We start from the raw sequence: 26,818 nt of genomic DNA, 5'->3' as shown, positions 1-26,818 counted from the left end.
GGTTCGTTTACCAAGGGAAGGTAATGAGTCTTGGGACGCTGTAACTCCTCTCACAAAATTACAGGTCCAAAGTACTCAGCGCTACCCGTTCAAAGGTATTTGGTTTGAGTAAAATGGCTCTCGAAGAATACCCAGTGTGCTAAGTACTCTTCGAGTAGGCCAGCGCTACTCATCATTAATCACAGCAGTGATTAATTAAATTCTAGTTTGTCCGTTTTTGCTTAAAATAATTAATTAAGCCATTAGTTGAACTATCATGTGCAACTACTGAGTTACTATTTTTAAGTTCAGCTTCAATATTACTTGCTAAGCCTTTACCAAGCTCCACGCCCCATTGATCAAAAGAGCAAATTTCAAGCAAGATACCTTGGCAAAATATTTTATGTTCATAAAATGCGATTAAACGACCCAAGCCTCTGGCATCAATCTTATCTAAAATAATAGACGTAGTCGGGCGATTTCCTTGATGTACTTTATGCGCCACTAAATCATCTATTTCTAAATCAGTAAGCCCTTTCTTTTCAAGAGCAGCTCTTACCTCTGTTGCATCAACGCCATTCATTAAAGCTTGCGTTTGAGCAAAGAAATTAGACATTAGAATTTGATGATGATCGCCGATTGCAACACTTGGTTGAATCGAACCGATAAAATCAGCAGGTACAATTGTTGTACCTTGATGCAGGTATTGGTAAAAAGCATGTTGCCCATTAATACCAGTCATACCCCAAATTAATGGAACTGTCGTGTAATCAACTGACTCACCTGCAAATGTGACTGATTTACCGTTACTCTCCATTTCTGCTTGCTGTAAATACGCAGGTAGCATGTGCATCGTTTGGTCATACGGTAAAATAGCTTGTGCTTTTGCACCTAAAAAGGTGGTATTCCAAACACTTAACAGTGCCATAATAACTGGAATATTTTGCCCCAACTCTGCTGTTAAAAAGTGCTCATCTGCCTCAGCTGCGCCAGCTAACAACTCGGTAAAAGTGTCAAATCCCAAATACAATGCGATAGGTAAACCAATAGCAGACCAAAGCGAAAAACGCCCCCCTACCCAGTCCCACATTGCAAATACATTAGCGCTATCAATACCAAACTCAGCCGTTTTAGTTAGGTTTGAACTCACGGCCACAAAATGTTTGGCTACTGCACCTTCGGAACTAGTTGCACTATTGAGCCATGCCAATGCAGTGCGTGCATTGGTCATTGTTTCTGATGTGGTAAACGTTTTTGAAGAAACAACAAACAAAGTTGTAGCCGGATTTAATGCTCTTAGTACTTGATGAATTTGAACGCCATCAGCATTAGAGACATAATGCACATTTAATCTGTTATCTGCATAAGGCTTTAGTGCCTCGGTCGCCATTTGCGGTCCCAAATTAGAACCACCGACTCCGATACTGACTACATCAGTGATAGCTTGATTATCAAAGCCCAGCCATGTACCTGAACGTACTTTTTCAACAAAAGCGCTCATTTTATTTAATTCAGTATGAACCGCGTCATTGATGTTTTCACCATCAAGCATAAATGCGTTATCAGCGCGTTGGCGTAATGCGGTATGCAATACTGAGCGGTTTTCAGTAACGTTAATTTTGTCACCACGAAACATTTTTTCACGCCAGTCAACAAGATTAACCTCTTGGGCTAACGCTAAAAGCTGGCTGTGTATTTCAGGTGTAATTAAGTTTTTTGAGTAATCAAATAATAACCGATCAATCGAGATTGAATAGCGGTCAAAACGCTCAGCATCATCGGCAAAAAGCTGTTTTAAATGAACACCCTCAATGCTGCTTGCTAGCGATTGTAATGATTGCCAACTTGGCAATGCAGAACGGTTAATCATAATAATTCCTCAAAAGTTAAATTTACCCAAACGCAAAATTAACTACTAAACTGCTCACCATCCTCATTAATAGAATGGCTTTATTTGATAGAAGTTAACAATAAGTAAAAATGACAACGCTGTCAATATGCCTGAATAAATATTTGACACCGTTGTCATGCATAATTGAATAAATATTTTCTGCTATCTTTGGCAGAAGTTAGATAGACTAGGTTAAAACAATTTAATTGATGTAAAAATAAATGTTAAACATCAAGATTAAATGAATTAAAGGGATCGCGACAGGGTCTATTTTTGCAATGATCCAGTCAGATATTTTAAGCTGTATTCCACTATAGAATAACAATATGAAAGTAACGATTAATGACGTCGCAAAATTAGCTGGCGTATCAATGAAAACCGTTTCACGTGTAATGAACAATGAACCATCTGTTCGTAAAAAAACCTACGATGAAGTCATGAAAGCGGTCAACGAATTAAAATACCAACCCAACCTTGCAGCTCGCAGTTTAGCAGGTACCAAATCGTTTACCGTCGGTTTAGTTTATGATAATCCAAATGCTTATTACGTCCTTGATATGCAAAAAGGAATTCTATCGCGCTGTAAAGACGAAGGTTATGAGCTGCTCATTCACCCTTGTTCTGGCAAAGATGAAAATATGTTAGAAGAATTAACCACCATGGTAACCCGAGCGCGGATTTCTGGCTTAATTTTAACACCGCCTTTGTCTGAACGTGAAGATGTAATCGAAGCACTCGATAAACTAGAAGTAAACTACGTACGTGTTTTATCTGGTTGCCAAACAGAAGAAACACAAACTGACTGTATTTTTGTGAATGACCGAGATGCATCGTTTGCAATTACCGAGCACTTAATTTCACTGGGACACCGCAACATTGCCTTTTTATCAGGTGATAAAGAGCATAAATCAACTCTTGAGCGCCTAGCAGGCTATAAAGAAGCACTATCAAGCAATAATATTAAAATTGACGAATCATTAATAATTGATGGTCATTACTCATTCGAATCCGGTGTTAATAACGCAAAAGCCTTATTAAGCGAGAATAAATCAGTAACCGCAATCTTCGCCTGTAACGATGAAATTGCAGCGGGTGCGCTCTTCGCAGCCCGACTCATGACAATAAAAATTCCGCAGCAACTTTCAATTGCTGGATTTGAGGATAACCCCTTCTCGCGTCAAACTTGGCCAAAACTGACAACCGCACACCAATCGATTGAAACAATTGCCCAGCATGCTGCTCAGTTATTATTTACCAAAACCCGCGGCACCCGAAATAAACCCAAAGAGTTACGTAAAATGTTTACACCAGAGCTCGTTATCCGCGACAGCACAGGGACATTAGAATAAAAATTAATATAAAAAAGCCACTTATCGATTAATACCTATCGTTTTAAGCAGTTAATCGAACTTTCAAAGGCTTCAGGATCGGCTCTAATATCTGTTAGAGCCGATTTTTTATGATTGAGTTTACTTAGAGTGTGTACTATCACCGCCAAATTTTGTAAAAACACAACTCTGATGCACCGCCTAAAAACTATATTTACTGATCCCCTAGAGATAACGGCTAATTTTAACAAAAAATCGAATTATGTATCCTATGATGAGTAAGGTACAAGGTAATAAAATCCCTTTGTAGCTATAGTTATAATGCAAGATGCTTTTAAACAAATGGCATTACCTTACTCACCTTTTTTAATTTAGAACCTAGTCGCTCAATTAATTAAGTGCCCGTAACAAACCTTGAGTATTTTGGCGCATGGTTTTTGCCACCATGCCGTAACCGACTAATGCAACAAACACGCCACCCGATAGCGGGCCAAATAACCAAATTTTAGGGTGCAACCTACCTGATAATTCAAATACTTGCTGCTGAATAATTAAAAGCGTGACATCGCTCACAATCGCAGCCACTAATCCAGCAATTAAACCCAGTAATAAAAACTCATATAACGTTGCTTGCTTAATTAAACGGCCGCGTGCACCTAAAGTTCTTAAAATTACAATTTCTTGCATTCGTTCGGCCAAGCTTGCTTGCACTTGTGAAATCAGAACCAAGGTACCGCACAGCACCACAATGGCCAAAACAAAACCAATCGCAAGCGATACTTGATTAATAATAGATTGGGCTTGTAATAATCTATCTTGAATATCAACTACGCTAACCGTCGGATATTGCATCAACAATTGGTTAAATACTTTGTTTTGATCCTTGCTGACATGGGATGCGGTAAAATAAGTGGCTGGAAAGTGTTCCAACGCCTCAGGGTTTAAAATCATAAAAAAGTTAGGCTGCATACTACCCCAGTCAACTTTTCTAAAACTAGTGACTCTTGCGCTGACTTCTTGATTATTAATCAATAATGTCAGTTCATCACCAAGCTTAATGTTCAATCCTTTGGCCATATCTTGCTCAACCGACACTTGTGCAGTGCCATCATTATTAAACCACTCACCCTCTACTAAATTATTGGTGGTTGGCATTGCCTGTGCCCACGTTAAATTGAGCTCACGCCCAACCCCTTGTTTGGCATCTTCATCTTTTTTCTCACCTTCTTGTAAAGAGACATCACGGGCATACTTTTCATTATTTAATGATTGAACACGACCACGGATCACCGGATAAAACTCGCTGGCTTCAATACCGTGTTGCTCAAAATAGGCCGAAATAGGGGCGACTTCGTCTTTAGCAATATTGATTAAAAAAGCATTCGGTGCATTTTGTGGTACTTGTGCTTGCCAATCTGCAATCATGTCATTTTTTAAAACCACCAATAGCAGCATTAATTTAATTGCTAACGCAAAACTAATCAGTTGGATTGCATTGGCGTTAGCCCGCTTTTGAATCGTTGCCAAAGCCAATGACCAGCTGTTAGCAGGGCTTAAACCTAAACGACGACCGCCGCCAAAAATAAGCCGTGAGATCCCAAACAAAACAGCAACAACTAACGCAGATGCGCCATACAAAATCACACTCACTTTTAAATTGCCGCTAAAAAGCCACATTAAGCCAAATACAGTTAATGCCGACATTGCCATGTGCATACGACCAATTGCCAGCGTATCACCTAAATTACGGCGCAGCACTCGAAGTGGTGGAATATCAAATAAATCGAGTAATGGTTTTAGCGCAAACATCACCGCACATACTGCCCCAATAAAAATCGCCATAAACCAAGGTTTCCAACCTGCACTTGGTAACGTTGTTCCCATCGATTGAGCTAGGTAATCTGCACCAAGTGTTTGCAGGCCAAAGCCTATTAGCAATCCTAAACTGATTGAAAAAAAGCAGATCAGGCTCAAATGTAAGAGATACATTTTACGAATAGTACTGCGTGACCCACCCAAGGTTTTCATCATAGCCACAGGATCGTATTGGCGCTCGCAATAGCGTTTAGCCGAAACCGCCATTGCCACTGCGGCTAAAATAATGCCTAACAAACCGGCAATAAGTAGAAATTGGCTTGAACGCGTTAAATTATCACCTAATGGTGATTGGCGATCTTTAATGCCCTCCCAGGTTTGATTATCTTTTAATTGTGGTTTTAACCAGCTGTAATAATCACTCAGTGTAGTTTCATCACCAGCAAACAAGAAACGATAAAAGACCCGGCTTCCGGGCTGAATCACTTTCGTCGCCGCAATGTCATTTTGATTAATAATGATGCGACGATTACCTGTAAAGGAAAATAGTGCGCCATCAGGCTCGCGTACCAACACATGCGAAACCACAAAACGACCAGCCCCAATTTCAACCTCATCACCCACTTGCAACTTCATGCTATAAAAAATCGATTCGCTTAACCAAACCTCACCTTCTGCAGGGCCTGAACTTACTTCAAGTGGCTCGCCTTCTAAGGTGTCTTTTATAATTACTTTGCCTCGTAATGGATAGCTAGAAGCTGCGGCTTTGACCGAAACCAACAACATATCATCGTTAGCAAACAACATGGTATCGAAGTAAGTAAGCTCTGCAGTTTTCAGCCCGCGCTGCTGCGCCTCACTTAAAAAAGCAGCGTCTATAGCATGGTTGCTATCTAAACGACGGTCTGCTGCAATAAATTCCGTTGATTTTTGCTCAATATTGAGCCGAATACGGTCAGTTACGGCTGATAAAGTAAATACCGTAAGTACCGCCAAAGCGATAGCAGCACTAATAATGGTGAGTTCACCGCGTTTTAGTTCACGCATAAATAATTTTAGGGCGAGTTTAACCCACATGAGCGCGCACTCCTTGAGTTAGTTTTTCAAGCTCACCGCCTTCTATATGCAAAATATGGTGGCACTTTTGCGCCAAATGCTCATCGTGCGTCACTAAAACTAAGGTTGTGCCATTTTGCTCATTTAACTCAAATAATAGCTTTTCAATTAATTGGCCATTTTTACTATCTAGATTTGCTGAAGGTTCATCAGCAAATAAAATTTTAGGCCCACCAACAAACGCACGCGCAATCGCCACACGTTGTTGCTCACCGCCTGATAATTGCGATGGATAATGGCCAATACGATGTGACAACCCTACTTTTTCAAGCAACGCTAGGGCTTGTTCTTTGGCGTTAGACTTTCCGGCAAGCTCAGCGGGTAACATCACATTTTCAAGAGCTGTTAAACTTTGTACCAACATAAATGATTGAAATACAAAACCAATTTTTTGTGCCCGCAACGCTGCTCGCGCTTCTTCATCTAAGGTATGGAGCGGCTCACCATCTAAATATATTTCACCGTGGCTGGCGACATCCAGTCCTGCCAATAAACTCAATAAAGTGGATTTACCCGAGCCTGATGCACCGACTATTGCTACTGAATCACCAGACTTGACATTAAAGCTGATGTCCTTGAGGATGGCTAAATCCCCTTCTAAGGTGGAAACTGTTTTAGCTAATCCATTGACCTGAATTACATTAAGTTGAGAAAGCACTGACATATGACTCCTACAATGATCCGTTTATTTATCTTATTTATTTTCATTCTCACACCTTTAGGTGTATCAGCAAAGCAAACAATTTTAATTGTGGGTGATAGTTTAAGTGCCGCCTATGGCCTAAAACAATCAGAAGGCTGGGTCAATTTGTTACAAAATAAGTTTGACCAAGAGCAACACGCTATTGAATTAATTAATGTCAGTGTCAGCGGCCAGACAACTGGCAACGCCTTGCTAACTTTAGCAGAACACCTTAAGCGTTATAGCCCAAGCCACGTTTTAATTGAGCTTGGAGCAAATGACGGCCTGCGTGGCTTTCCAATCAAACAACTTAAACAAGACTTAACCCAACTCGTTACAACAAGCCAAGCAACTGGTGCGCATGTAGCGGTCATGGAAATACAAATTCCGCCTAATCTTGGCCCCCGATATACTGCCATGTTCACGGCTGTTTTTAGCGAAACAGCGGAAAAAACAAATACCAAACTCATGCCATTTTTTATGCTTGCAGTAGCCGGAAATCCTGAGCTCATTCAAAACGATAATTTACACCCAAATCTGCAAGCCCAACCAATAATACGGGATTTCATGGCCAAAGAGATCACTGATTGGCTAGCAGAAACGACCTTTTAGCGTAAAAAAACTATACAAAGTAGCAGATCAGTACTACTGCAACTTTTTCTGCTCTTTTGCTGTGGCTATTTAAAACGTTTTAACATTACTTTAAGGTTAATTTGGTTAATTGGCGATGCATTGATAGATAAATAAGTGGCGTAAATGAGCATCATATTGACATGCTTGGATGGTTTTTAAGCAAACGATTTTAAGCGTATTGATTTTTATATAAAATTGAGTAGTATTGGCTTCGGTCGTCGGCATATAGCGCAGCTTGGTAGCGCACTTCGCTGGGGGTGAAGGGGTCGCAGGTTCGAATCCTGCTATGCCGACCAATTCCTAAAAATCAGCCTTCCAAAAAAGCTATTTTACCTGTCGCTAAATTCAATTACGCTATGTTGACCGCAGAGTTGACTATATTCTTTATCTTATCAAGAGCCAATCTGGTAAAAAGACCCATAAACTCAACATTTAGAATTTCAATACGATCACATCTAAAAAAAGCTTGAAACACAGACACTTACTGAAAAACAGAAATATTGCTTAACCCACCATTTAAAAGCATCAATAAAATAGAGAGCTTGTCTTAGAGTAATTTCAACATAAGAAATCCCTCAAAATTTCATCCAAAAAAGCTCTGGTATATTTAAACTCCCAAAAGCGTATCCTGTAGTGTTGACATGCAGATGCAGGTCCTCTCCATCAGATATACGAAGTGATTTACCATTCGATGGTTTGGGTTTTTGCAGTTAACTTAAAAAGGTTTGCCGTAGCGCTGTCGAATGGACATAAATGGACATAAATGGACATAAATGGACATAAATGGACATAAATGGAAATAACTTATTGATTTTTTATTATTTCTAAGCATAAAGAACGCCTTAGACGTCTTTATTAATAAGATGGCGGTGACGGAGGAATCCGATTTTGCAGTATAAGCCATTGATTTAAAAATGAATACTTCATAATTTAAATTGGCGTCATACACGAGTACCTACACTTTAATATATTCAAAAAAAGACGTTTTAATTCTAAATGTTATGTAAAATACGGTTAGTGTTCCCACCACTCAAAAAAAATCGATAATCGCCTGTTTAACTACCCCAATTATAGTACAGTTACCATTTATAGGAATAGCTGGATATTGAGGATTCAGAGGCTTTAAATATTTTTGATCACCATCTAAGACTAATTGTTTAAAGGTTGCTTCTCTTGAATCGTCAAGCCGCGCCACAACCAACGAACCAGATGAGTAAGGAGCATCAGGATCTACAACTATAACAGCACCTTCTGGTATTGATTTTTTGCCGCTTGGATTTTCCATGCTATCGCCTTTTACACGGAGTGCGAAACAACCCTCATGAACTTTCCCAGTGACTTCTCGCCACTCCTCTGCATCTTCATTAGCAAATCCCTCCGCAATTTCAGTCCAGCAACCAGCCTGCACCCAATTAATAAGAGGAATATTTCCTTTGATGTCAGGCCCTAATTCAACATTACTAACCCCTAATCCAATATCACCATCACCTGTTGCAAGCCAATGAGCATTGACTCTAAGCGCCTCAGCAATTTGCATGGTGTAACGAGACCTAGCCGATTTTCCAGAACAAATCTGACTAATCGACTGCTGTTTGATACCAATGCGGCGTGCCAGCTCAGACTGAGTAACTCCAGTGAGGTGTAATGCATGGTTTAGCCGTTCAGATAAAATTTTCATACGATTATATTCTACAAATAAAACTGTAACTTTTCAACAATTTTAACTGTTGACTAGATAACAGTTAAAACTGTAACATTAAATTTTGTAACACTTATTATTGTAACAGGAGATGGTATGGAAGTGTTAAACACTACACAAAAACATCTCCGCCGTGCCATTGACTTGGTCGGCGGGCAATCAGCACTAGCGCGAGCCATCAACTCAAAACAGCAAAACGTTTGGTTTTGGTTGAATAAGTCTGGGCGTGTTCCTGCTGAATTCGTTTTACCCATCGAACAAGCTACGCAAGGACAGGTAACCCGATCTCAGTTAAGACCGGACATCTACCCCGAATGCCCAAGCGAACAAAAAGCCAGTAACCAGTAGGATTAAGGGCAAGTAATGGTCTGCATTTTACGTAAACACAAAAGCGAGTTTCTCCATGCGTGATTATGGGAAGGTCTATACCCGCTTTTGGCTAAAACAAAACGTTTTATCCTGGAGTGACTCAGCGAAGTTGCTAGGACTGTATTTGCTTACATGCCCACATTGTAATTTGCTTGGCTGTTTTCGACTGCCGATTGGTTACGTTGCTTCTGACTTGAACTGGGATGAGCAACGCGTTGCCAAGGCTTTAAGTGAGTTAGAACAAGATCTGTTCCTCATTCGTTGCGAGGAATCTGGTTGGACTTTGATTCGGAGCTTTCTGAAGCACAACCCAATCGAAAACCCAAACCAAGGTAAGGCAGCCTTTCGGTTGCTTAAAGATGTACCTGTCGACTTCGTTGGCATGGCATCGCTCTTGAAGTCTCTTGCCGCTTTTCAAGCTCGGCTTCCTGAAGAATTTTCATCATTGTTTATGCCTGATGGCAGCCCTTTTAGGGACTCTCAACGGTCGGATGACTCTGAGAGAAACAATAAACTAACAGTTAAAACTGTTGAACACATACAGTTTGAAGACTTCTGGGATGTACAAATACGCAAAGAGAAAAAAGCGAAAGCCAAAGAAGAATGGGTACGCATGGGCCTTAATGAAGACCATGAACTCGCCTTGGAAGTGCTAACACGCTGGAAAGAGCAACGAGACAACCGATTGCAGTATCAAGATCGGACTAAGACCCCTATGCCATATAACTGGCTTTTAAACCGGCAATGGGAAGACGAGTACGTTCGCATTGATGAAGTACAGCAAACATCGACGAGCCTAAAGGGAAGCAATCACCAATTGAATATTGAAGAAAGCAATCGTCGCATTGCTGAAAGCTGGGCCAGACAAGGTATTCGGGAGGTTCGTTCAAGTGCAGGAGGTTGATAAACGCGAGTTTGCTGAGGTTTGGGGAGCAGCTTGGGCCATGTATGGCAAAAGCGTATCACCGCAATTGCTATCCATCGCATTTGAAGCCCTTCGTGCTTATAGCATTGAAGCAGTGAGAATCGGTCTGACTCGGCATATTCAATCACCGGATACTGGGCAATTTTTCCCGAAGCCCGCTGACGTCATCAAGCATATCGACGGCAACTCTGGCTCAACAGCCATGGTTGCTTGGAACAAAGTTGACAATGCTGTTCGTCAGGTTGGCGCTTGGACATCAGTGATGTTTGACGATGCGCTTATCCACCGAGTGATTTCAGACATGGGTGGGTGGGTTGAACTCTGCAAAGTTGATGACAGGGAATATCCCTTCAAGCAAAAAGAGTTTTTAACACGCTACCAGGCTTACTTGCTGCATGACAAAGTGGGTGAATACCCAAGGCTATTACCGGGTATTGCAGACCATCAGAACCTGCAAAAAGGATTTGATATGCGAGAGCCTGTTGCCGTGGGTGACTGGGCAAAAGCGGCACAAGTTTACACGAGAGGCATCACCAACTTCAGCGCAGTGCCTTTAAAAAGAATAAGCCCGAAAGCCATACAAGCGCTTCTCGAAAATCAATTAGAGGACAAAAATGAAAACGATTAAAGCAAAAACCATTGCCCTAGTGATAGCCATGTCCGCAAGCACTTCAATCTATGCGTTTCCAGGCTATCAGTGGGAAAAAGCAGCACGAAGTGTTGGGATTGATCCAGTCATACTCTACGCCGTTGCCTTGGCTGAGTCAGCCTCACATCGAGGTCTTAACATGACCAGCCCATGGCCATACGCAATTCGCAATGGTTCAAATGCAACCTACGCCAAATCTAAGACAGAAGCTGAGCAACTCTTAAATCAAGCTCTGCAAGAGAATAAAAAATACCAGCTCGATATCGGCCTTATGCAAATCAATTTGTATTGGCATGGGCATCGGGTGAACTCAGCGTCCGAACTGTTAGACCCAATCACCAACCTTACGGTCGGCTCCAGTATTTTGGCCGAAGCGATTAAGTCTTCACCAAACGATTTAGAGCTTGGCATAGGCCGCTACCACAGCTGGAACGAAGAACGGGCACGCTGGTATGGGCAAAGAGTACTTTCTATTTATCGCAATATTTTACATGAACTGGAGGCCCATCAATGACTAACAATCAACAAGACTTCTATCAATTAAATTTGGCGTATCTTCACGCAGCACGTGAATTAGCGCGAATTGATCCACAAGAGGCTGTATTACGCTTTGGACTTACACGCGACGTGGTTGAATCACTTATTAATGCAGGTGTTGACGACCTTCAACGAGTTGCAACCTCATCATTCATGCTATTTCAACCAAGGGGAAACCAAAGCCTACTGATTGAGATGGTTAAGAGCAAAGGTACAGGTATCCCAAGAATCGCTTATCTATTATCAACCTTAAATAACAAGGGGGATGCATGATTGATAACCTATATAAAAGTGAGCTGTTTACCCGAGCCTCACTACTTATTAAATATGGATTTCGGACAACGATTATCGCGCTCGATACTGGTTTGCCAATCCACACTATCAGAAGGCTTCACAAAGAAGTGACCGGCAAGTCACCTTGTCCAGGTCAATTGCCTGAGTCTGATGCCATCGTGAAAACTAGAAGATCACTGGTTGAAGGGTCCTTGTTGATGGCGATCTATGTCAATATTGGTGGCGATAGTGTCTACAAAAAATTAAATATTGATGCCTTGATGAAAGCTTACGATGCTTATTCGGTTGCAAGACAAGAGGCCGAACTTCCTACTGAGATACCTTGGAAGAAGTTGACTATTAATGAAGGATGGGTTCTAGCTCGCGATCTTAGATCGAAGCTTGCAACCTTAAATCGGTGTCGATGCGGTAGTCTGTATTTGACGGTATCTCAACAGCGCATTCAACTTAAATGCCCTGTTTGTGAGATTATGGCCGAGCAAACCACTAGAGCACTTTTTGAGAACTAACATATTGATGCATGATTTGATTGTGCACCGCCCGCGCACTTTGAGAGTACTAAGAAGATGACAAACTTACTTAAATCTTTACCAGCACGCTGCTGGTTTATATCACTGGGGCTTTTTCTGGCGACTTTGGCTGCGGCTCATTTCTTTCCATCAGAAATATTAACGGCATCTGCCAAGTTAGCGGCTTTGCCATTTCTGTTCTGCACCGCCGTTTTTTTCAGCTACTTGGGATTCAAAGCGACCTGTAATCCCATCGGACTTATAGCCATAATCACTATGCTTGTAGCAATCGCATATTGGAAAGCGAGTTGGACAATTGTTGGTTTGGGACTCTTTTTCTTAGCTATTTGTACTGGAATTAGATTCTTGAGTAGCCAAGTTAAAGATTCGGGTAGAACTTTGAGCATTGAAGAAAAATGGTATTGGTATAAGCTCCATTCGTTTTTTGATGGCTTTTATCCAAGGTATCCCAAAAAGCCAAAAAAATAGCCAGCCAACCACAAGCTGGCTACCTTCTATTTTCAGTTCCTTCCTGATGCCTGGTTATAAGCCCTAATATCGATCAAGTTGTTCTTAGCATAATCTCCCGCAAGCGATGCATTTGAGATCAATGTTATCTGCTTATCCACAAAGGCTTTATCTTCTTCGGACACACTGTCAGGAATGTAAGCGCCACTCTCATCCTTTTGACGATACTCATTTAGCATTTGCTCCCTTAGACCTAGCATTTCAGGCGACCAACTCGATGAGTCTTCAGAGTTGAATACGCGCCCCGCCAAACCTTCATTGAAAGCTTGAGCGAACACTTGACTTTGAATCGGGGTCAATCCCATTCTCTGCCCTTCGCTGTATGCTTCCTGTTTAAAATCATCGGCGTACTGTTCTAAGAACTCACCGTATCGATTGTTAACTGCCGCACCGAATGCCCCAGCCAACATGGCTTCAGACTTAGTGCCCCAGTTAACTTCGGAGGCATACTGCGAACTCGATCCACTGTATGTATCATTAAACGCCGTCAAAGGATTTTCCAAAGAGGTTCCGGCATCAACGGCTGCTTTTAACCCATCCCATGTTGATTTGCTGGCCACCGTTGCATTGTGCAAGAAACCTCGTGAGCCAGGTTCTGCAAGGGCTTGCTCCTTGTAACTCTCATAGTCTTCGCCAAAATGATTCAAGGTATGCAGTGCTGCATCAGTATGCTTGCCACTGAAATCACCAATAGCACTGGCGCTGTTGAAGAACATTTCGGCACCAGAGACTCCGCTATCATCAGCCATAATGCGAGATCGCCACTGAGAGCCAGCTTCACTGTTTAGTCCAGATTGATAAGTACTTGTGTCAGAAGCTACGGCCTGCTGGGCTTGTTGCTGATGCGCATTCAGCTGTCCATCTACACCAGACAGATTGGTTTGGTAAGCAGATTGAGCCGAATTGAACTGCGTTTGAACTGTTGCAGCATCCTCATAGCCTCCCAGAACACCGGATTCAACTTGGCTTTGAGTGCCACCAAAAGTAGGTGCAGCTGATGACAAGCCTTCATTAGAGCGTGGCTGAATAGATCGTAAATCGGCTCCGGTAGCCATGGCCATAACAGTCATTGCTGCTTGATAGTCATTGTCTCGTTCAGCGGGCGTCGAGGAGTTGCTATAGGTTAAAGACTCCACAGCTGCGGCCACATACGCCTGATTATCATCAGGTAGCAAGCGCTGATACATTGGAAGGTTTTCACGTAATCGGTTACCTGCTTCAACATGCTGGTTCATATAGCGACCTAAATAATCCATGACTTCAGGATTATCCGCTGCCAATCGAGTTAACGTCGCACCATCCGTGTTCCTTTGTCCTGATAGACTGTAGCTGGCCTGATCAAGCTCACTAAAGCGGTTTGATGCCGTGATAACGTCTTGTGCTGAACTCTGAAGTGACTGATAGTCTTGATTAGACAACGACATCTCAACGCCAGAGCGTCTTGAATCTGAAAGGTCCTTAACCATCGCATCGCGAAACTCAGCACGTCGTGAATCACTTGATGCCAAGCTTTGCATCTCCCCAGTGAGCGTATTTGCGGTCGTAGATCGAGAACTGCCCTCTGATGACTCAACTTGGCCACTAAAGTTACCACCTAAATCTAAGCCTGCTCGTACCCTTGATAGTTTTGGTACACGAGATGAGTCTGGCTTATCGACTCCTGGCAAGTTGCCCTGTGGAGAATCATTGCCGCCAGTACCAAGAAGCCTTCCAAGAAAACCCTTGTCAGCAACTTCTTTCTCACCGGGATTACTAATAGTTCCATCGCCACCGACCCTTAGGCCTCCCGATAGCACGCCCGATACCAAGCCACGTACAGCGTCTTTTTTATCGTCTCCGAAACCATACCGTGTTTGAAGGTCATCAGTGACCTGATTAACAACGGCGCTAGATGCGGAATTAGAAGAACCGATTTGACGTCCAACTGAAGAAAGGTTGTCGTAACTTAGCTTTTCACCAAAAGTTCGACTCATGGTATTGCCAACCTGACGGCTAAAGGCTTGAGTTGCCTGAGTCATGGATTCTTTTGCAGAGCCGACCATTGAACCCACCGCATTTCCGACAGAGAAACTGCTAAGTAGGTTTGACGCGCCGGTCATAGCAGAACCAGTGAGGGCTGAATTTTGGAACATTGACTGTGATTGCATCACCGGGGCATTTTTCGCGACATCTGGACTTGCCATCTTTTCATCAATTGCATCACCGTTTTGAAGACGTCCAGCCAAGTGGGTAGCGGTTATTGCTGAGCCATACACGAGCATGAGCGAAATCGCCGGAACACTCGACGCCAACATGCCGCCAGTAGCTATCCAGGTTTGCAGCACTGAATCCATCTGCATCATCCCAGCAAAAGATGGCACTTCTGTACCTGCAAAGGCATCAAGAGCCGACATTTTCCCAGCAACAGTTAAATGGATATATAGGTTAATGATGGCCATGACAGGCATCCAAAGTTGAATCCAAAGCAGGATTAACAAGTACTTCCCGGCCATTCGCATCCCGATTTGGCCAAGAGCAATCACAAAGGCCATCAATGGGGTGATGGCGTAAATGAAACCCTCAAAAAACGTCATCATCGGACGAACGATACTTTGGAACAGGGTCTGCTCCGCCGCCCATTGCGTATTGCGCTGCTCAATCGCTTGGTTAACCATCACGGCTGCTGTGAAAGCTTGATCATCCATATACTTGCCCGTCACGCTTTGCTCATAAATAGGCAAAAGCACCGACGCGGTAATGTACTCTTGGGTGTTTACTGAAGCCAAACCAAGGTTATTCAGTGCATTTCGGATCACGTCATCAGTATCCGTTGCTGACGAAGTCCCCAATGAGGCTGACAGAACCTGTTTAAGCCTTGGAATGAAGGTTGATTCTGTCATGAGTTTCAGTTGGCTATAGGCATCGGTGCAGTCCAGATCGCTACTGCTACCACTGAGCATGATGCGTGTGCCATATATGCGCGAATCAAACCTAATCGCAGTCATCGGGTTAGGATCACTCAGCACCTGATCTAGGTTCTTTTGGCCGATGTCGATGCCAATCAAGGTGCATTCTTTGATGTAGTTAAACCACGATTGCTCGATATCTGAGCCACCAACACGATTTGCATCACCCAACCCAGAGCGATCCATCACCTGTTTTCTCACTTTAATCAGGGACTGTAAACTGGATGCAAAGCCGTATTCCGTCATGGCGGGAGTTGAGAACGCCGTTTCAAACAATCGCGTGATTTGAAAGCCAACAGTCGAAATCGTACTGCCTGCGGCAGCAACACCGATGGGCACATTATCAACCACTCGAACTTGTCCCGTGTACGCATCCTCAATGCTCACTCGGGTACTGGGTCCAAACATGGTTGCAAAGACTAGCCATGAGACTAAAACGTGTTGAAAGTTAATCCCACGACCGCCTTGCATTAAGGCCTGGACAGAGACTATCAATACCCCAATGAGCAAGCCAATGCGAACCATTGAAGTAAAATCGCCTGTACCAGTGATCATCGCGACAGCGTTCAGGACCTGCTCTAAAAAAGCCGAATCCCCGATGGAATAGATTTCCCACATGACCTATTCCCCCAGCGCCGTAGATTTAACGGTGTAATAACGCTGTTTGCGAATGGTCTGAATCACCTGGTTAAAATGTGCCAGCAACTCTTGCTCTGAGCCGTATCTTCGCTGCAACGCGGCGTACTCCTCATTGATTTGGCGACGTGCACGTTCAAGGTCTTCCGTTAATAACTTCGCATAGGCATGATCTTCCACACCGGAGGTACTTCTAGCTGCATTGAGCATGTCTTCAACCAATGCTCGGGCCATCTCAACAGCAATAAATGGTGCCGCTCGTGAAGCAAACGACCTAGCGGCCCCTTCATTTAATGCAGAAAGAGTTCGAATCATGCCGCCAATGCTCGCGGGAGCCGAGGTCATAAAAGCCTTTTCGGTGGTGCTAGCAGCCCCTGTATTTCGAGCAAACTTAAAAATAATACCGTTACTGGAACCTGTACCAAGAAGTATATTTTCTACCTGGGTTGATAACCCGGTTAGGGTCACGTTAGTGATTGTCGGATTCAGACATCCGTCTTGTGTCACTGTGTCACATCGGTACATAGCGACGTTACCGCCATGAATTAGATGCTCAATAATCACTTTATTGCCATTCAGTCTGGTCAGTTTTGGGGCTTTACCTTGGCCATCAGCGGCATTAGCAAGATCACCAACAATGATCGAACCAGTCACCGACATAACCGCTTCAAGAAAACGGTCATCCCCCGAAGCAAACCAGCTTGATGCCGAGTGACGTTTCAGTGCTCGCCAAACCAAATTACCTTTAATCGTTTTGTTCACATCAGTTGCCGCGACACTCGAAGCGTTCTCATATGGGTTCTTACCATTGGATTCACTCCAACTGGTAAAAACGTCTCCAGCCCCTTTAAGTGAGCTCAACATGCTGGCTTCTGTTTGCCCCTTTTTACCAAAAGCAGCCAGGGTATCGTTCACGACCCCCTGAGCCATTTGACAGGAATTGCCAAAATACTCGTTCAACTGCTGGATTTTCTTTTGCAGTGTCTCCATGTGCTGAGAGCATTTCTCACACATAGCACTGAGCGCTAATTGGAATGCGTATCCCTTGGCGTTTGCAGCAACAGAGCGAAGTAATTGAACAAACTGATCCGCGTTAACAAATGACAAACTTCCCGCGAACATATCAATGCCACCACAACCGGCTTGGAATGACGGAGGCACCATAGAGACGAGGTTCTCGTTCATGATCCTGTTACGAACAACAACGCTTCCGCCAGATATAACGCCACGCCGCTGACTCTCGAATACACCAGGCGCTGTGCTGTTGGTCATTGAACCAAACAACTGGTTCATCTCCTGTTGCAAGCTTGCTTGGCTCATAGATGAAAAACCAATCGCACAGGCGATTAGCGATACTTGGAATACTTTTTTCATCGTTATAACCCTCCTTTTGCACGCAGATAGCGAACAAGGAACTCAGGGTCCTGTAATATCTTTTCATTAAGCTCTTGGGCTGACATCGCAAGTGACACGCCGGGTTGAACAGGTCTGGTGGCATAGTAAGTTTGATCGTCAATCCAACCGGCTTGATGGGCTGCAAGAATGATTCGATTATTGAGCTCATCAAGGCTCATTGCGCCTTGGCCAATCGGAGTGATGACATTAGGCGGGTCAACTAAGAACACAGCTGGAACAGTCGTAACGGACAGTGATTGAGCTTGTCCTGAATCGACTTTGTAATAAGGAAATTCTCCACCAGGTAAAGGCAAGCCATCGACAGCGATAGCAAACACCTCGAAACCGTAGTTCAAAGCCATTGATTTAATAATTGGCGCTTGAGCATGGCAGTAAGGGCAATCTGAACGATAGAAAAAGAACAAGCCAGCCCGTTTTGCTACCTCACCTAAAGCAACATCCCGTTGAGCGCCAGCTTCTCTGTCCATCCGATTGGCAGCGTAGGTCGCCAAGGGTCTGCGACTGATTTCATCCAAAACAGGATCGCCCATGACCACCTGCTGACTAACATCTGCAAATAGTGAGCCCTTATCCATCATGACTCGCTGGAGATACAGATAGGCTCTGACGTTCTCATTCGTCGGCTCATCAATTGCCTTGTCCATGAACGACTGCATGTGCTCACGAAACCAGGCAGCACTGAAAGGCTTTATCTCGCTCTGACTCGACTCTTCCGCACCAAATTCTGGCTTTGTAAGCTCACCAGGCTGTTTAGGTTCAGGAATGACCTGATACCAAAACCAGCCTTCCTGACCACGCTGATAGAATGGATCATCACTGGCATGGGCCGGCAAGATGAAGAGAAAGAAAATAATGATTGGAATGGTCACCCATCGGATGAACCAAGGTAACAAAAGCGTTCTCATTGTCAGCTCCAGAAATTGTCATAGAGCTAACATGCTAAAGATCCCCGTCAAAGCGATTGGCCAGATAGATTAAGAAATCGTGTGTGTTTCTGACTAGCTGATATGAACAGCAAAGAAAGCTAATGAGCCATAGATAAAATTGATTTTGATGGTTTTCCCCTTTGAATGAATTATAGTGCTTAATATAAGGTGTTGCGCTATTTTGCACGCGAGCTCCCCTATAATGCCGAAACAGAATACAGTTAGTCGCAGACCCCAGCGTTGGCTAGTGAAGCCCTTACCATTATTATTATCTTCCCCTTAGTCAAGGTGATAAAGTATCTTTCAGCCTATCCGGTTTACCAGCTTTGCTGGGCAAAAAAAGCCAGTGACATTGCACTGGCTTGAATATATTACTTAACCTTACGCTTTACTATGTGATACATCAATCAGTTCGACTGTTCCATCTTCACGTATTTCAGCTATTTGTCCTCTTGGTTCATCCATAAAAAACAAAGTAACAAAACCGATTAAAGCTGTGCCTGCAATCACATAAAAGAATGTTGCGTAATCAACAAATGACAGCACTGTTAAAAATGTTACAGCACCAACATTGCCATAAGCCCCCGTCATACCCGCTATTTGTCCTGTTAAACGGCGTTTTATTAGAGGAACAACAGCAAACACAGCCCCTTCTCCTGATTGAACAAAGAAAGAACAGCCCATCGCAGTAGCAACCGCAAGCCATAATGGCCACTGTGCGTTAACCATGCCCATGAAAAAATAACCCACTGATAAACCAGCAGTTAAAATAAGCAATGTTGTTTTACGGCCAAACTTATCTGAAATCCAACCACCTGCAGGACGAGAGACTAAATTCATAAAAGCATACGCTCCAGCAACCATCCCAGCCATGACAGGATCCAGTGAGAATGTTTCTGCAAAAAATAACGGTAACATTGACACAACAGCTAACTCAGAGCCAAAGTTTGTAAAATAGAGGATATCAAGTACAGCAACCTGCTTGAAGCTGTAGCGATGTAATTCTGGAACTTCTTTTTCAAAAACCCCTTTATTAACTGACCAGGCTTTTTGAACTTCAAATAAATACAGCAGTACTAATGCTATATAGATAAGTTGGACCACAACTTCATCTAACATATTGACACCTAATGGTGACAGTTTCCAAGCAAGTAATGCTAACGCAGCATACATTGGAATTTTCATGACCAAAAGTAAGAAAAAATCGCCTTTAGAAGTGACTTCCATTGCTCCTAAGTTTTTAGGACGAAAATAAGTCGAACCTTTTGGAGTATTGGTTACATTGGCGTAATAAATAAAACCAAAAACTAAACTAATCACACCCGTAACACCTACAGCGTATCGCCAACCGTCATCACCACCAAATAGCAACGCTATCGTTGGTAGTGTAAATGCGGCCGCAGCTGAACCGAAGTTACCCCAACCACCATAAATGCCTTCTGCTGTGCCCAGTTCATTATGAGGAAACCATTCCGATACCATGCGAATACCAATTACAAAACCAGCACCGATGAAACCTAGCAAAAAACGTGCAATAGCCGCTTGTATGAAGCTATCAGCGAACGCAAACATAAAACAGGGTATCGAACAAACAACTAATAGACTCGAATATACTAATCTTGGGCCATATTTATCGGTTAACATACCAATGATCACCCGAGCAGGAATCGTCAATGCCACGTTAAGGATCAAAAGTGTTTTTATTTGCTCAGTGGTTAAGCCAAGGGTTGTTTTGACTGCTTGTAATAGTGGCGCAAAATTAAACCAGACCGCAAATGTTATAAAAAATGCGAGCCAACTCAAATGCAACACTTTCATTTTCCCATGCATGGAAAAAATATTGAATTTTTCACTTGCCATGTTTTTCTCCAAAGTAGTATTTCACAAGCAATAGTGGCGCGAACATCATAAAAATAATTGATGTAAATCAAGCTAATTGTGACAGCAAACTGAATGCAATTTTTCATCTACCCACTTTGCTCTAAACCTGAACGAGTAATCTTGAGGCCACTCAAGCCTCCATACCTACAAAAGAGTATCCTTTGCTTATTTTTAATGTCAGGTGAACTCAAGAGTGATAGAAAATGTAATTTCAGATTTGAAAGATATGAACCTAGCTAGCACCTCACCTTCTATGTTGGGATGATTAATAGTGACGCTCCATTGTTAAGAGATAACAATCAGATGAAGTAGATAAGTATTATCAACCGAAACAAAAAAAAGCCTCTTTGAGGCTTTATGGAACATAGAATGATGCAAATGAAGCAACTTAGAATTTATGGGTCACCATAAACCATACTTTATCAGTATCAGTCGCTAACTCTTTGGCATCATATTGGGCGTATTTCAGTACAACGTTACACTTATCAGTCACGTTGTAAGCCGCTGTAAAATCTATTTCACTACCATAATCAAGATGATTCTTAACGCTATCAAATTGATGGTAGGTGACTGCCAACTTGATACCGGAAACCATCCCATTGAAACCTACATACCAATCTGCCACGCCATTAGCAGGCGTTTTTAAGAATTTATCAGCAAAACCTTGGAACTTGTGACCTGTAGCCAAAGGCGTACTAAAACCAACATCATTATCTGAACCGAGAGACTCATAACCGACAGTCCATCCAAGCATTTCCCACTTCCCCTTTAGCTCAGCAAGGTAATAATCGGCATTAAAATCGTTGGGATTGTCACCATGTTCCTGCTGATTTGCATAACTCAATGTGTAAGCCAGATCATTGACCAATTTACCAGATAATCTAATCCCTAGTGTTTGAGTAGATAGAGCTGCTGCATGATCAAAATCTAGCAAATAGGCAAAACCGCTCAGAGCTAGAGATGGATGCACTTTATATGACGTATTTGCTAGATGCAATTTGCCGTGCAAATCACTTGCTGCGCTTTTTTCGCTAAAAATGCGATTAACGTTATATACATAGCTGTAGTTTACTTTGAGTGCATCATTTACTTGGTATGCAGCCCGATAACCATCGAAGGTTTGTTCATTTTGACGCCAAGCAACACTACCGATAAAACGTTGGTCATCAAGATTAATACGTTGTTTTCCAAGGGTGAATGTGAATGCATCACGATTAAACTGTAAATTGGCCTGATTAACTTCAGTCCCTGTAGGATCAGCTACAACTGGCCGCAAAGTATTGCCATTGACGGTACTATTATAAAGCTCATTTCCCACACTAGTCACATCATCGACTTCAAAGACAGCTTTAATGCCCCCTACAGGCGCTGTTGTATAAGTTAAACGGGTTAATAGCGTAGAAGCGTGTGCAGTCTTATCAATACCATTTTGGTCAACTTGCTCATACCGATATCGCAATAAACCGTTTAATGTACCATTAGATAAAGCCGTATCAAAACCTTCATGAAGTGTTGCATGTGCTTGGTTATTTAACCCAGTTAAAACAAAAATGGCGATTGTCGAAAGTTGTGTCTTCATCATTTATCCCTAGCTACTTATTGATCTTGCTCGTAGGGTAGCGTAAAGGTCATACCTTTTGTTTTATTTGATTTAAATCAATATTTACACCTTGCTACCTATTCTAAGTGCTGGGCTTACTTTGTAGGTATAACATCTGTGCCACATTTGTTGTAACCTTACTGAAACGACATAATTAAGTTGAAATGAGATGGAATTAGATCATAAAAACACGATGCGATATTGCCGCCATATCTTACTTCCTTTGGTTCAGGAAGAAGGTCAAGAACGCTTTTTAGAAAGTCATGTTGTTGTTATTGGTGCCGGCGGACTCGGTTGCGCAGTTTTACCCTATTTAGCTGCCGCAGGAATTGGTACTCTCACTCTTTTTGATCATGATGAAGTCGATATAACCAATTTGCAGCGACAAATTCTCCACACTGAGCAAAGTGTTGGTGTGAATAAAGCCCATTCCGCTCATAAAATGCTCAATCAAATCAACAGCACTATCCAATTAAATATTATCGATAAAGCATTTTCAGCAGAATACACTCACATCATTGAACTTGCAGATGTGATCGTTGATTGCAGCGATAATTTAGAGACCCGCTTATTGCTTAACGAATTATGTTGGCGTTACCAAACTCCGTTGATTTCAGGTTCCGCCATTAGAATGGAAGGTCAAGTCATCCATTTTCCAATGCGAGCGCAAGATCCTTGTTATGCATGCATCACAAGCTTGTTTGGTGAACAATCATTAACTTGTATGGAAGCGGGTGTGCTATCACCCGTTGTCGGAACAATTGGTACCATACAAGCTACAGAGGCTTTGAAAAGCCTTCTCTGTTTGCCCCCTGAAAAAGTGTCAATGACACTTTATGATGCTAGGTATTTACAATTCAACACTTTTGATATCAACAAAAGATCCGATTGTCCTATCTGCTCAATAAGAGCAACAGACTAGGAAGTGGTGATTTTTAGTGATTGTTTTTGTAGTGAACTGCAGAGTCTTTATGCCCTGCAGTTTTTTTACAGTATCGATTGCTCTTCGAAAAAGTGATAATGCCTAGCAATACACAACAAATGCTATCCAAAGATCCAGAGAAAAGTGTATTTCTAATTGCTGTGCTGTATTTGCTTAAAATGACTAGGCTATATTGCTCGGTAGAGAAACACTCTTGTATCTAAGAAAAAATTTAATAGTAGAAAATCAAGCACCTTCATATTCTGCACATGGAAATAAGGCAATTATGTTTGTCTGACTTTGCTTAGGTTGCGGTCTATCAAAACAGGTTAAAATAGGTGCAAGATTCCGACATATTATCGAAGTCACTTGCAATTCTCGCTGTAAGTTACTTTTATGAAATGGCTGCGAAAACTCTTTTATGACATCAGTGATGTCAAAATGAATAAATTTATCTATCCCATTCCTTGTTAAGCACGTTTTGACACACTGCAGGGCGCAACCATCAAATGCGATTAAATGCCGAGCTCGCTTAACTCTAGACATATGCATCGGAGATTGAGCCGCAATGGCCGCAATCGAGATTTGTTCAACTTTACCTTGTTGCTTTAAAATACTGGCAATATCGTCTGCCAATTCACCGCCATAACAACAGCCTGAGCAACTTACAACAAGAGGTAAATAAGGATTAATTTTCATAGCTCGCCTCTTTTTAGCTTTACCGAGAATACACACCAAAACTTAAGCTGATACGAGAAACGCAACAAAAATATAGATTTTATTGCACAATCTCTGGTTCATAATTGAAGTTATTTTTGTATATCTAGTCTAGATTGCATCGTCAGCGGTGATTTGATCTACATCAACTGCCAGAATAAGGATAAATACGCAAAAGAGGTAGCAGGTAACTCCTTAGAGTTACCTAACACATCCGTAGATGAGTGCTTTTTTACTTAGCCCGGTCGGCCATCCGCTCTAGGCTGAGTTAACACAGGGAAATAAATGAGGGTAAATAAGCCATAAGCGACACACCAAGCAATCATTGAAATTACAATAAAAGAAAAGCTTAATTCAGGATAAAAGATAATAGCAAAGACTCTAATTAACGCAGCAACCAATATGGCAGCGAATGCAGCGATAATCATGCTTTTGACCATTAATTGTCGACCCGTATGACCTAGACTTACCCGCGCCATCATACTCAGGATCATATTACCCATAGCACCGACTGTTAAGGCATGAAATGCTGTAGATAGCGTGATCTGATCAGATAGATAAGAAATACCAATCAAGCCAATCCCTATCGGAATAAACCAGTAAGCAACATGTAAACTCCACAACAACGGAACACTCAGCGTTTGTTGTATCTTCCAGCGTCCAACCCGAATTGCTTGCAACAGCGAACACGCAAGCAATAAACTGGCTATTAGCCAATTGGGCATGTAATAAATCAACCCTGACACATAAACTGCAAAAATACACCATGTTGAACCAAGAGTTGCGTTTTCAAGCCAAGGTAATGGTTCAACTTTACGGGTTTTGGTGCCATTAGCTGTAAAAAATGGAATGACTCGCCCACCTAAAACACTCATTAAAAGTGTAATTAACCATATCGCAGACAAAAAACCATGCTGATAAAGCGAAGGCATCGCTAAGACGATCCCTAAATGCATAATCAAATTCATGGCACTGAGCAAAACTAAAATAGGCACAAAAAATAAATTACGCATTTGTCCAGTGGCTATGATAGGTTTGGCCAGCCAATAACCTGATAAAGGTAAAAAGAGTAAATCGATTGCGATTACTAACCAACTCGGGCTAACCGAAAAAAGCATCGCAGCCCGTGCTGCCAGCCACAAAGATGTCAATATAACGAGTTTCTTCCCCCTTATACTGGGTAACCCGGTCCAATTTTGTACTGCGGTTAATAGAAAACCCACAATAATGGCACTGACAAAACCAAATAACATTTCATGGCTGTGCCAAAACAAAATATTGCCGTACGGCGCAAATTCAATTGAGCCACCTAATGCTGCTCCCCAAAGCAAAATTGCAATGCAGCTAAACAGCCCACCCAGTAAAAATAACGGCCTAAAAGCCAAACGGAAAATAGGCGCTAAACGCTCTTCCTTTTCGGCGTCAAATATTTGCATCATAAATCATCGTCCTCTAAAAAATTATAACTGGCCGCTTCTTGTAACTTACGGTGATAACGCTCTGCTCTGATAGCGAAGTACATAGCCATCATACAAATCGCGAGTACACCGTAAAGCAGCATAAAACTGGCGCTGTAAAATCCCAAAATATCAACCGCCATACCAAATAGTATGGGTAATGTAAAACCACCTAATGCGCCGATAGCAGACACAATTCCGCCCGCTCGCCCCATATTATCTGGGTAGTACTCGTGAATCATTTTGAACACACTTGCTCTGCCAAAACCTTGCGCTAGGCCAATAACACAGATTAAAACTGAAAAAACCCACACATTAATTGCTATATCTAGATGTACGTCATGTTCCACACCATGAATGGTCATACTCGTTGGCGGGTAACTTAAAAAGAACAAACACACCAGACACACCCAAAATACACTCCAATTAACGCTTCTTCCGCCATACTTATCAGCAAACCACCCGCCTAATGCTCTAACAACAGATGAAGTCGTTACAAAAAAAAGTGTAAAAGCCATCGCTTGAGGTAAGGGCAATTGATAGGCTTGGGTATAGTAATAAGGCAGCCACAACAAAAGGGCGAGAAATGAACCAAAAACAAAATAATAATACAGGCCAAGACGCCAGATCTGGCTCTCTTTAAATAATCCATACCAACAGAGCGGTTGAACCACTTTATCTGTCACATGAGACGGTCTATTTGGCGCAAAAAACAAAAAAAGCAACGCGACAAGAAGCAAGCCAAGCAAGTAGATAGGTCCGACAGAATGCCAGCCAAAATGCTCTTGTAATATAGGTACGAGCACTAACGTAATCGCCGCTCCTGCATTACCTACGCCAAACACTCCCATGGCTGTCCCCTGCCGATTGCGCGGGAAAAAATCATTGACGTATCGATTGCCAAACACAAATGCACTACCACTTAAGCCAAGCCAAAAACCCAGAAGTAATAACTGGCTGTAATTTTCAATAAAAAACAATAGACCTAACGGTGGCAGGCATATCAGCATTTGACAGACAAATAATATTTTGGGATTACCTTTGTCTGCCATTATCCCTGCTGGTATTCGAGATAAAGCACCACTTAACATAGGCGCGGATAATAAGCCTGCGACCTCTAACACGTTCAAATGCCATAAAGCAGTAATCGGTATCACTAACGCTGCATAAAGGGTCCATACGGAAAAATTAGCAGCAAAAGAAAAAGTAGCGAGGATCAAAGCACGTTGAGCAATTTTCTCTGACATACAAGCGAACCCAATAACGTAAAAGTAGAAGTCATAACGAAAGTAAATATCATACCTAAGTTGCTGATAGAATGTGGAAATCTACCTCCAATAACCCGCCCTAAATATAAAACGCTT

General features: G+C 42.3%; 22 protein-coding genes and 1 tRNA gene. 11 read left to right on the top strand and 12 right to left on the bottom strand.

Annotated features, from left to right (window positions below; genetic code table 11):
* Positions 1 to 202 precede the first annotated feature (202 nt).
* Complete coding sequence (gene pgi / locus AC3KZC_RS07025; RefSeq protein WP_490576765.1) at positions 203 to 1,849, bottom strand: glucose-6-phosphate isomerase; 1,647 nt, start codon at positions 1,847 to 1,849, stop codon at positions 203 to 205.
* Positions 1,850 to 2,196: 347 nt separating this feature from the next.
* Between pgi and AC3KZC_RS07020 the strand changes: the two genes are divergently transcribed.
* Positions 2,197 to 3,219: a LacI family DNA-binding transcriptional regulator gene (locus AC3KZC_RS07020; protein ID WP_490576764.1), complete on the top strand. Its 1,023-nt coding sequence runs from the start codon at positions 2,197 to 2,199 to the stop codon at positions 3,217 to 3,219.
* 369 nt (positions 3,220 to 3,588) lie between these two features.
* On the opposite strand, the gene AC3KZC_RS07015 is transcribed toward AC3KZC_RS07020, so the two are convergent.
* Both AC3KZC_RS07015 and AC3KZC_RS07010 read right to left on the bottom strand, forming a co-directional pair.
* Complete coding sequence (locus AC3KZC_RS07015) at positions 3,589 to 6,090, bottom strand: ABC transporter permease (protein ID WP_490576763.1); 2,502 nt, start codon at positions 6,088 to 6,090, stop codon at positions 3,589 to 3,591.
* Complete coding sequence (locus tag AC3KZC_RS07010; RefSeq protein WP_490576762.1) at positions 6,080 to 6,793, bottom strand: ABC transporter ATP-binding protein; 714 nt, start codon at positions 6,791 to 6,793, stop codon at positions 6,080 to 6,082. Before AC3KZC_RS07010 ends, AC3KZC_RS07015 begins: the two co-directional genes overlap by 11 nt.
* Between AC3KZC_RS07010 and AC3KZC_RS07005 the strand changes: the two genes are divergently transcribed.
* Both AC3KZC_RS07005 and AC3KZC_RS07000 read left to right on the top strand, forming a co-directional pair.
* Positions 6,794 to 7,423, top strand: coding sequence for an arylesterase (locus tag AC3KZC_RS07005; RefSeq protein WP_490576761.1), 630 nt, complete (start codon positions 6,794 to 6,796; stop codon positions 7,421 to 7,423).
* 240 nt (positions 7,424 to 7,663) lie between these two features.
* Positions 7,664 to 7,740 (top strand) — tRNA-Pro (locus AC3KZC_RS07000).
* 734 nt (positions 7,741 to 8,474) lie between these two features.
* Here AC3KZC_RS07000 and AC3KZC_RS06995 read toward each other — a convergent pair.
* On the bottom strand, positions 8,475 to 9,122 hold the full coding sequence (locus tag AC3KZC_RS06995) for a LexA family protein (protein WP_490576760.1): 648 nt from the start codon (positions 9,120 to 9,122) through the stop codon (positions 8,475 to 8,477).
* Positions 9,123 to 9,245: 123 nt separating this feature from the next.
* On the opposite strand from AC3KZC_RS06995, the gene AC3KZC_RS06990 reads away from it, so the two are divergent.
* From AC3KZC_RS06990 to eexS, 7 genes are read left to right on the top strand one after another with little or no spacing between them, the layout of a single operon-like run.
* Positions 9,246 to 9,491: a helix-turn-helix domain-containing protein gene (locus AC3KZC_RS06990; protein ID WP_490576759.1), complete on the top strand. Its 246-nt coding sequence runs from the start codon at positions 9,246 to 9,248 to the stop codon at positions 9,489 to 9,491.
* A 55-nt stretch (positions 9,492 to 9,546) separates the two neighbouring features.
* Positions 9,547 to 10,416, top strand: a complete 870-nt coding sequence (locus tag AC3KZC_RS06985) for a hypothetical protein (RefSeq protein WP_490576758.1) — start codon at positions 9,547 to 9,549, stop codon at positions 10,414 to 10,416.
* On the top strand, positions 10,403 to 11,065 hold the full coding sequence (locus tag AC3KZC_RS06980; RefSeq protein WP_490576757.1) for a DUF6475 domain-containing protein: 663 nt from the start codon (positions 10,403 to 10,405) through the stop codon (positions 11,063 to 11,065). The genes AC3KZC_RS06985 and AC3KZC_RS06980 overlap by 14 nt, the downstream gene beginning before the upstream one ends.
* On the top strand, positions 11,052 to 11,600 hold the full coding sequence (locus AC3KZC_RS06975; protein ID WP_490576756.1) for a lytic transglycosylase domain-containing protein: 549 nt from the start codon (positions 11,052 to 11,054) through the stop codon (positions 11,598 to 11,600). The genes AC3KZC_RS06980 and AC3KZC_RS06975 overlap by 14 nt, the downstream gene beginning before the upstream one ends.
* Positions 11,597 to 11,896, top strand: coding sequence for a flagellar transcriptional regulator FlhD (locus AC3KZC_RS06970; RefSeq protein WP_490576755.1), 300 nt, complete (start codon positions 11,597 to 11,599; stop codon positions 11,894 to 11,896). The genes AC3KZC_RS06975 and AC3KZC_RS06970 overlap by 4 nt, the downstream gene beginning before the upstream one ends.
* On the top strand, positions 11,893 to 12,426 hold the full coding sequence (locus tag AC3KZC_RS06965) for a FlhC family transcriptional regulator (RefSeq protein WP_490576754.1): 534 nt from the start codon (positions 11,893 to 11,895) through the stop codon (positions 12,424 to 12,426). The genes AC3KZC_RS06970 and AC3KZC_RS06965 overlap by 4 nt, the downstream gene beginning before the upstream one ends.
* 57 nt (positions 12,427 to 12,483) lie before the next feature.
* Positions 12,484 to 12,915, top strand: a complete 432-nt coding sequence (gene eexS / locus AC3KZC_RS06960) for an entry exclusion protein EexS (RefSeq protein ID WP_490576753.1) — start codon at positions 12,484 to 12,486, stop codon at positions 12,913 to 12,915.
* 32 nt (positions 12,916 to 12,947) lie between these two features.
* On the opposite strand, the gene AC3KZC_RS06955 is transcribed toward eexS, so the two are convergent.
* From AC3KZC_RS06955 to AC3KZC_RS06935, 5 genes are all read right to left on the bottom strand, one after another.
* The gene (locus AC3KZC_RS06955; RefSeq protein ID WP_490576752.1) at positions 12,948 to 16,517 is read right to left on the bottom strand and encodes a conjugal transfer protein TraG N-terminal domain-containing protein; all 3,570 of its coding nucleotides are present in this window, start codon (positions 16,515 to 16,517) and stop codon (positions 12,948 to 12,950) included.
* Between the two features lie 3 nt (positions 16,518 to 16,520).
* Positions 16,521 to 17,909 carry a conjugal transfer protein TraH gene (locus AC3KZC_RS06950; RefSeq protein ID WP_490576751.1) on the bottom strand — a complete coding sequence of 463 codons (1,389 nt, stop codon included), beginning with the start codon at positions 17,907 to 17,909 and terminating at the stop codon, positions 16,521 to 16,523.
* Between the two features lie 2 nt (positions 17,910 to 17,911).
* Positions 17,912 to 18,856 carry a thioredoxin family protein gene (locus tag AC3KZC_RS06945; protein ID WP_490576750.1) on the bottom strand — a complete coding sequence of 315 codons (945 nt, stop codon included), beginning with the start codon at positions 18,854 to 18,856 and terminating at the stop codon, positions 17,912 to 17,914.
* Positions 18,857 to 19,258: 402 nt separating this feature from the next.
* The gene (locus tag AC3KZC_RS06940) at positions 19,259 to 20,737 is read right to left on the bottom strand and encodes a NarK family nitrate/nitrite MFS transporter (protein ID WP_138686493.1); all 1,479 of its coding nucleotides are present in this window, start codon (positions 20,735 to 20,737) and stop codon (positions 19,259 to 19,261) included.
* Between the two features lie 409 nt (positions 20,738 to 21,146).
* Entirely contained in the window at positions 21,147 to 22,337 is a 1,191-nt protein-coding gene (locus AC3KZC_RS06935; RefSeq protein ID WP_490576749.1) for an alginate export family protein, read from the bottom strand.
* 190 nt (positions 22,338 to 22,527) lie between these two features.
* Here AC3KZC_RS06935 and AC3KZC_RS06930 point away from each other — a divergent pair, with 190 nt between their 5' ends.
* Positions 22,528 to 23,280 (top strand): HesA/MoeB/ThiF family protein, encoded by a 753-nt coding sequence (locus AC3KZC_RS06930; protein ID WP_490576748.1) that lies wholly within the window; start codon positions 22,528 to 22,530, stop codon positions 23,278 to 23,280.
* A gap of 246 nt (positions 23,281 to 23,526) precedes the next feature.
* Here the strand turns inward: AC3KZC_RS06930 and AC3KZC_RS06925 are convergent, their stop codons facing one another.
* The 3 genes from AC3KZC_RS06925 to AC3KZC_RS06915 form a co-directional block, all read right to left on the bottom strand.
* Entirely contained in the window at positions 23,527 to 23,979 is a 453-nt protein-coding gene (locus AC3KZC_RS06925) for a putative zinc-binding protein (protein WP_490576747.1), read from the bottom strand.
* A 254-nt stretch (positions 23,980 to 24,233) separates the two neighbouring features.
* Positions 24,234 to 25,436, bottom strand: coding sequence for an NnrS family protein (locus tag AC3KZC_RS06920; RefSeq protein WP_490576746.1), 1,203 nt, complete (start codon positions 25,434 to 25,436; stop codon positions 24,234 to 24,236).
* Entirely contained in the window at positions 25,433 to 26,701 is a 1,269-nt protein-coding gene (locus AC3KZC_RS06915) for an MFS transporter (protein ID WP_490576745.1), read from the bottom strand. Before AC3KZC_RS06915 ends, AC3KZC_RS06920 begins: the two co-directional genes overlap by 4 nt.
* Positions 26,702 to 26,818 lie beyond the last annotated feature (117 nt).

Source organism: Pseudoalteromonas sp. J2K-J031 (genome assembly GCF_058197095.2).
The sequence above is the reverse complement of the archived record's forward strand: the minus strand, read 5'-3'. Positions and strand labels throughout refer to the sequence as shown.

Excerpts from the sequence above, each read along its gene's own strand:
- eexS (WP_490576753.1), top strand. The coding sequence starts at position 12,484 with ATGACAAACTTACTTAAATCTTTACCAGCACGCTGCTGGTTTATATCA.
- AC3KZC_RS06935 (WP_490576749.1), bottom strand. The coding sequence starts at position 22,337 with ATGAAGACACAACTTTCGACAATCGCCATTTTTGTTTTAACTGGGTTA.
- AC3KZC_RS06975 (WP_490576756.1), top strand. The coding sequence starts at position 11,052 with ATGAAAACGATTAAAGCAAAAACCATTGCCCTAGTGATAGCCATGTCC.
- AC3KZC_RS07005 (WP_490576761.1), top strand. The coding sequence starts at position 6,794 with ATGACTCCTACAATGATCCGTTTATTTATCTTATTTATTTTCATTCTC.
- AC3KZC_RS06970 (WP_490576755.1), top strand. The coding sequence starts at position 11,597 with ATGACTAACAATCAACAAGACTTCTATCAATTAAATTTGGCGTATCTT.
- AC3KZC_RS06930 (WP_490576748.1), top strand. The coding sequence starts at position 22,528 with ATGGAATTAGATCATAAAAACACGATGCGATATTGCCGCCATATCTTA.
- AC3KZC_RS06950 (WP_490576751.1), bottom strand. The coding sequence starts at position 17,909 with ATGAAAAAAGTATTCCAAGTATCGCTAATCGCCTGTGCGATTGGTTTT.
- AC3KZC_RS07015 (WP_490576763.1), bottom strand. The coding sequence starts at position 6,090 with ATGTGGGTTAAACTCGCCCTAAAATTATTTATGCGTGAACTAAAACGC.
- AC3KZC_RS06985 (WP_490576758.1), top strand. The coding sequence starts at position 9,547 with ATGCGTGATTATGGGAAGGTCTATACCCGCTTTTGGCTAAAACAAAAC.
- AC3KZC_RS06920 (WP_490576746.1), bottom strand. The coding sequence starts at position 25,436 with ATGATGCAAATATTTGACGCCGAAAAGGAAGAGCGTTTAGCGCCTATT.
- AC3KZC_RS06925 (WP_490576747.1), bottom strand. The coding sequence starts at position 23,979 with ATGAAAATTAATCCTTATTTACCTCTTGTTGTAAGTTGCTCAGGCTGT.
- AC3KZC_RS07010 (WP_490576762.1), bottom strand. The coding sequence starts at position 6,793 with ATGTCAGTGCTTTCTCAACTTAATGTAATTCAGGTCAATGGATTAGCT.
- pgi (WP_490576765.1), bottom strand. The coding sequence starts at position 1,849 with ATGATTAACCGTTCTGCATTGCCAAGTTGGCAATCATTACAATCGCTA.
- AC3KZC_RS06995 (WP_490576760.1), bottom strand. The coding sequence starts at position 9,122 with ATGAAAATTTTATCTGAACGGCTAAACCATGCATTACACCTCACTGGA.
- AC3KZC_RS06945 (WP_490576750.1), bottom strand. The coding sequence starts at position 18,856 with ATGAGAACGCTTTTGTTACCTTGGTTCATCCGATGGGTGACCATTCCA.
- AC3KZC_RS06955 (WP_490576752.1), bottom strand. The coding sequence starts at position 16,517 with ATGTGGGAAATCTATTCCATCGGGGATTCGGCTTTTTTAGAGCAGGTC.
- AC3KZC_RS06940 (WP_138686493.1), bottom strand. The coding sequence starts at position 20,737 with ATGGCAAGTGAAAAATTCAATATTTTTTCCATGCATGGGAAAATGAAA.
- AC3KZC_RS06915 (WP_490576745.1), bottom strand. The coding sequence starts at position 26,701 with ATGTCAGAGAAAATTGCTCAACGTGCTTTGATCCTCGCTACTTTTTCT.
- AC3KZC_RS07020 (WP_490576764.1), top strand. The coding sequence starts at position 2,197 with ATGAAAGTAACGATTAATGACGTCGCAAAATTAGCTGGCGTATCAATG.
- AC3KZC_RS06965 (WP_490576754.1), top strand. The coding sequence starts at position 11,893 with ATGATTGATAACCTATATAAAAGTGAGCTGTTTACCCGAGCCTCACTA.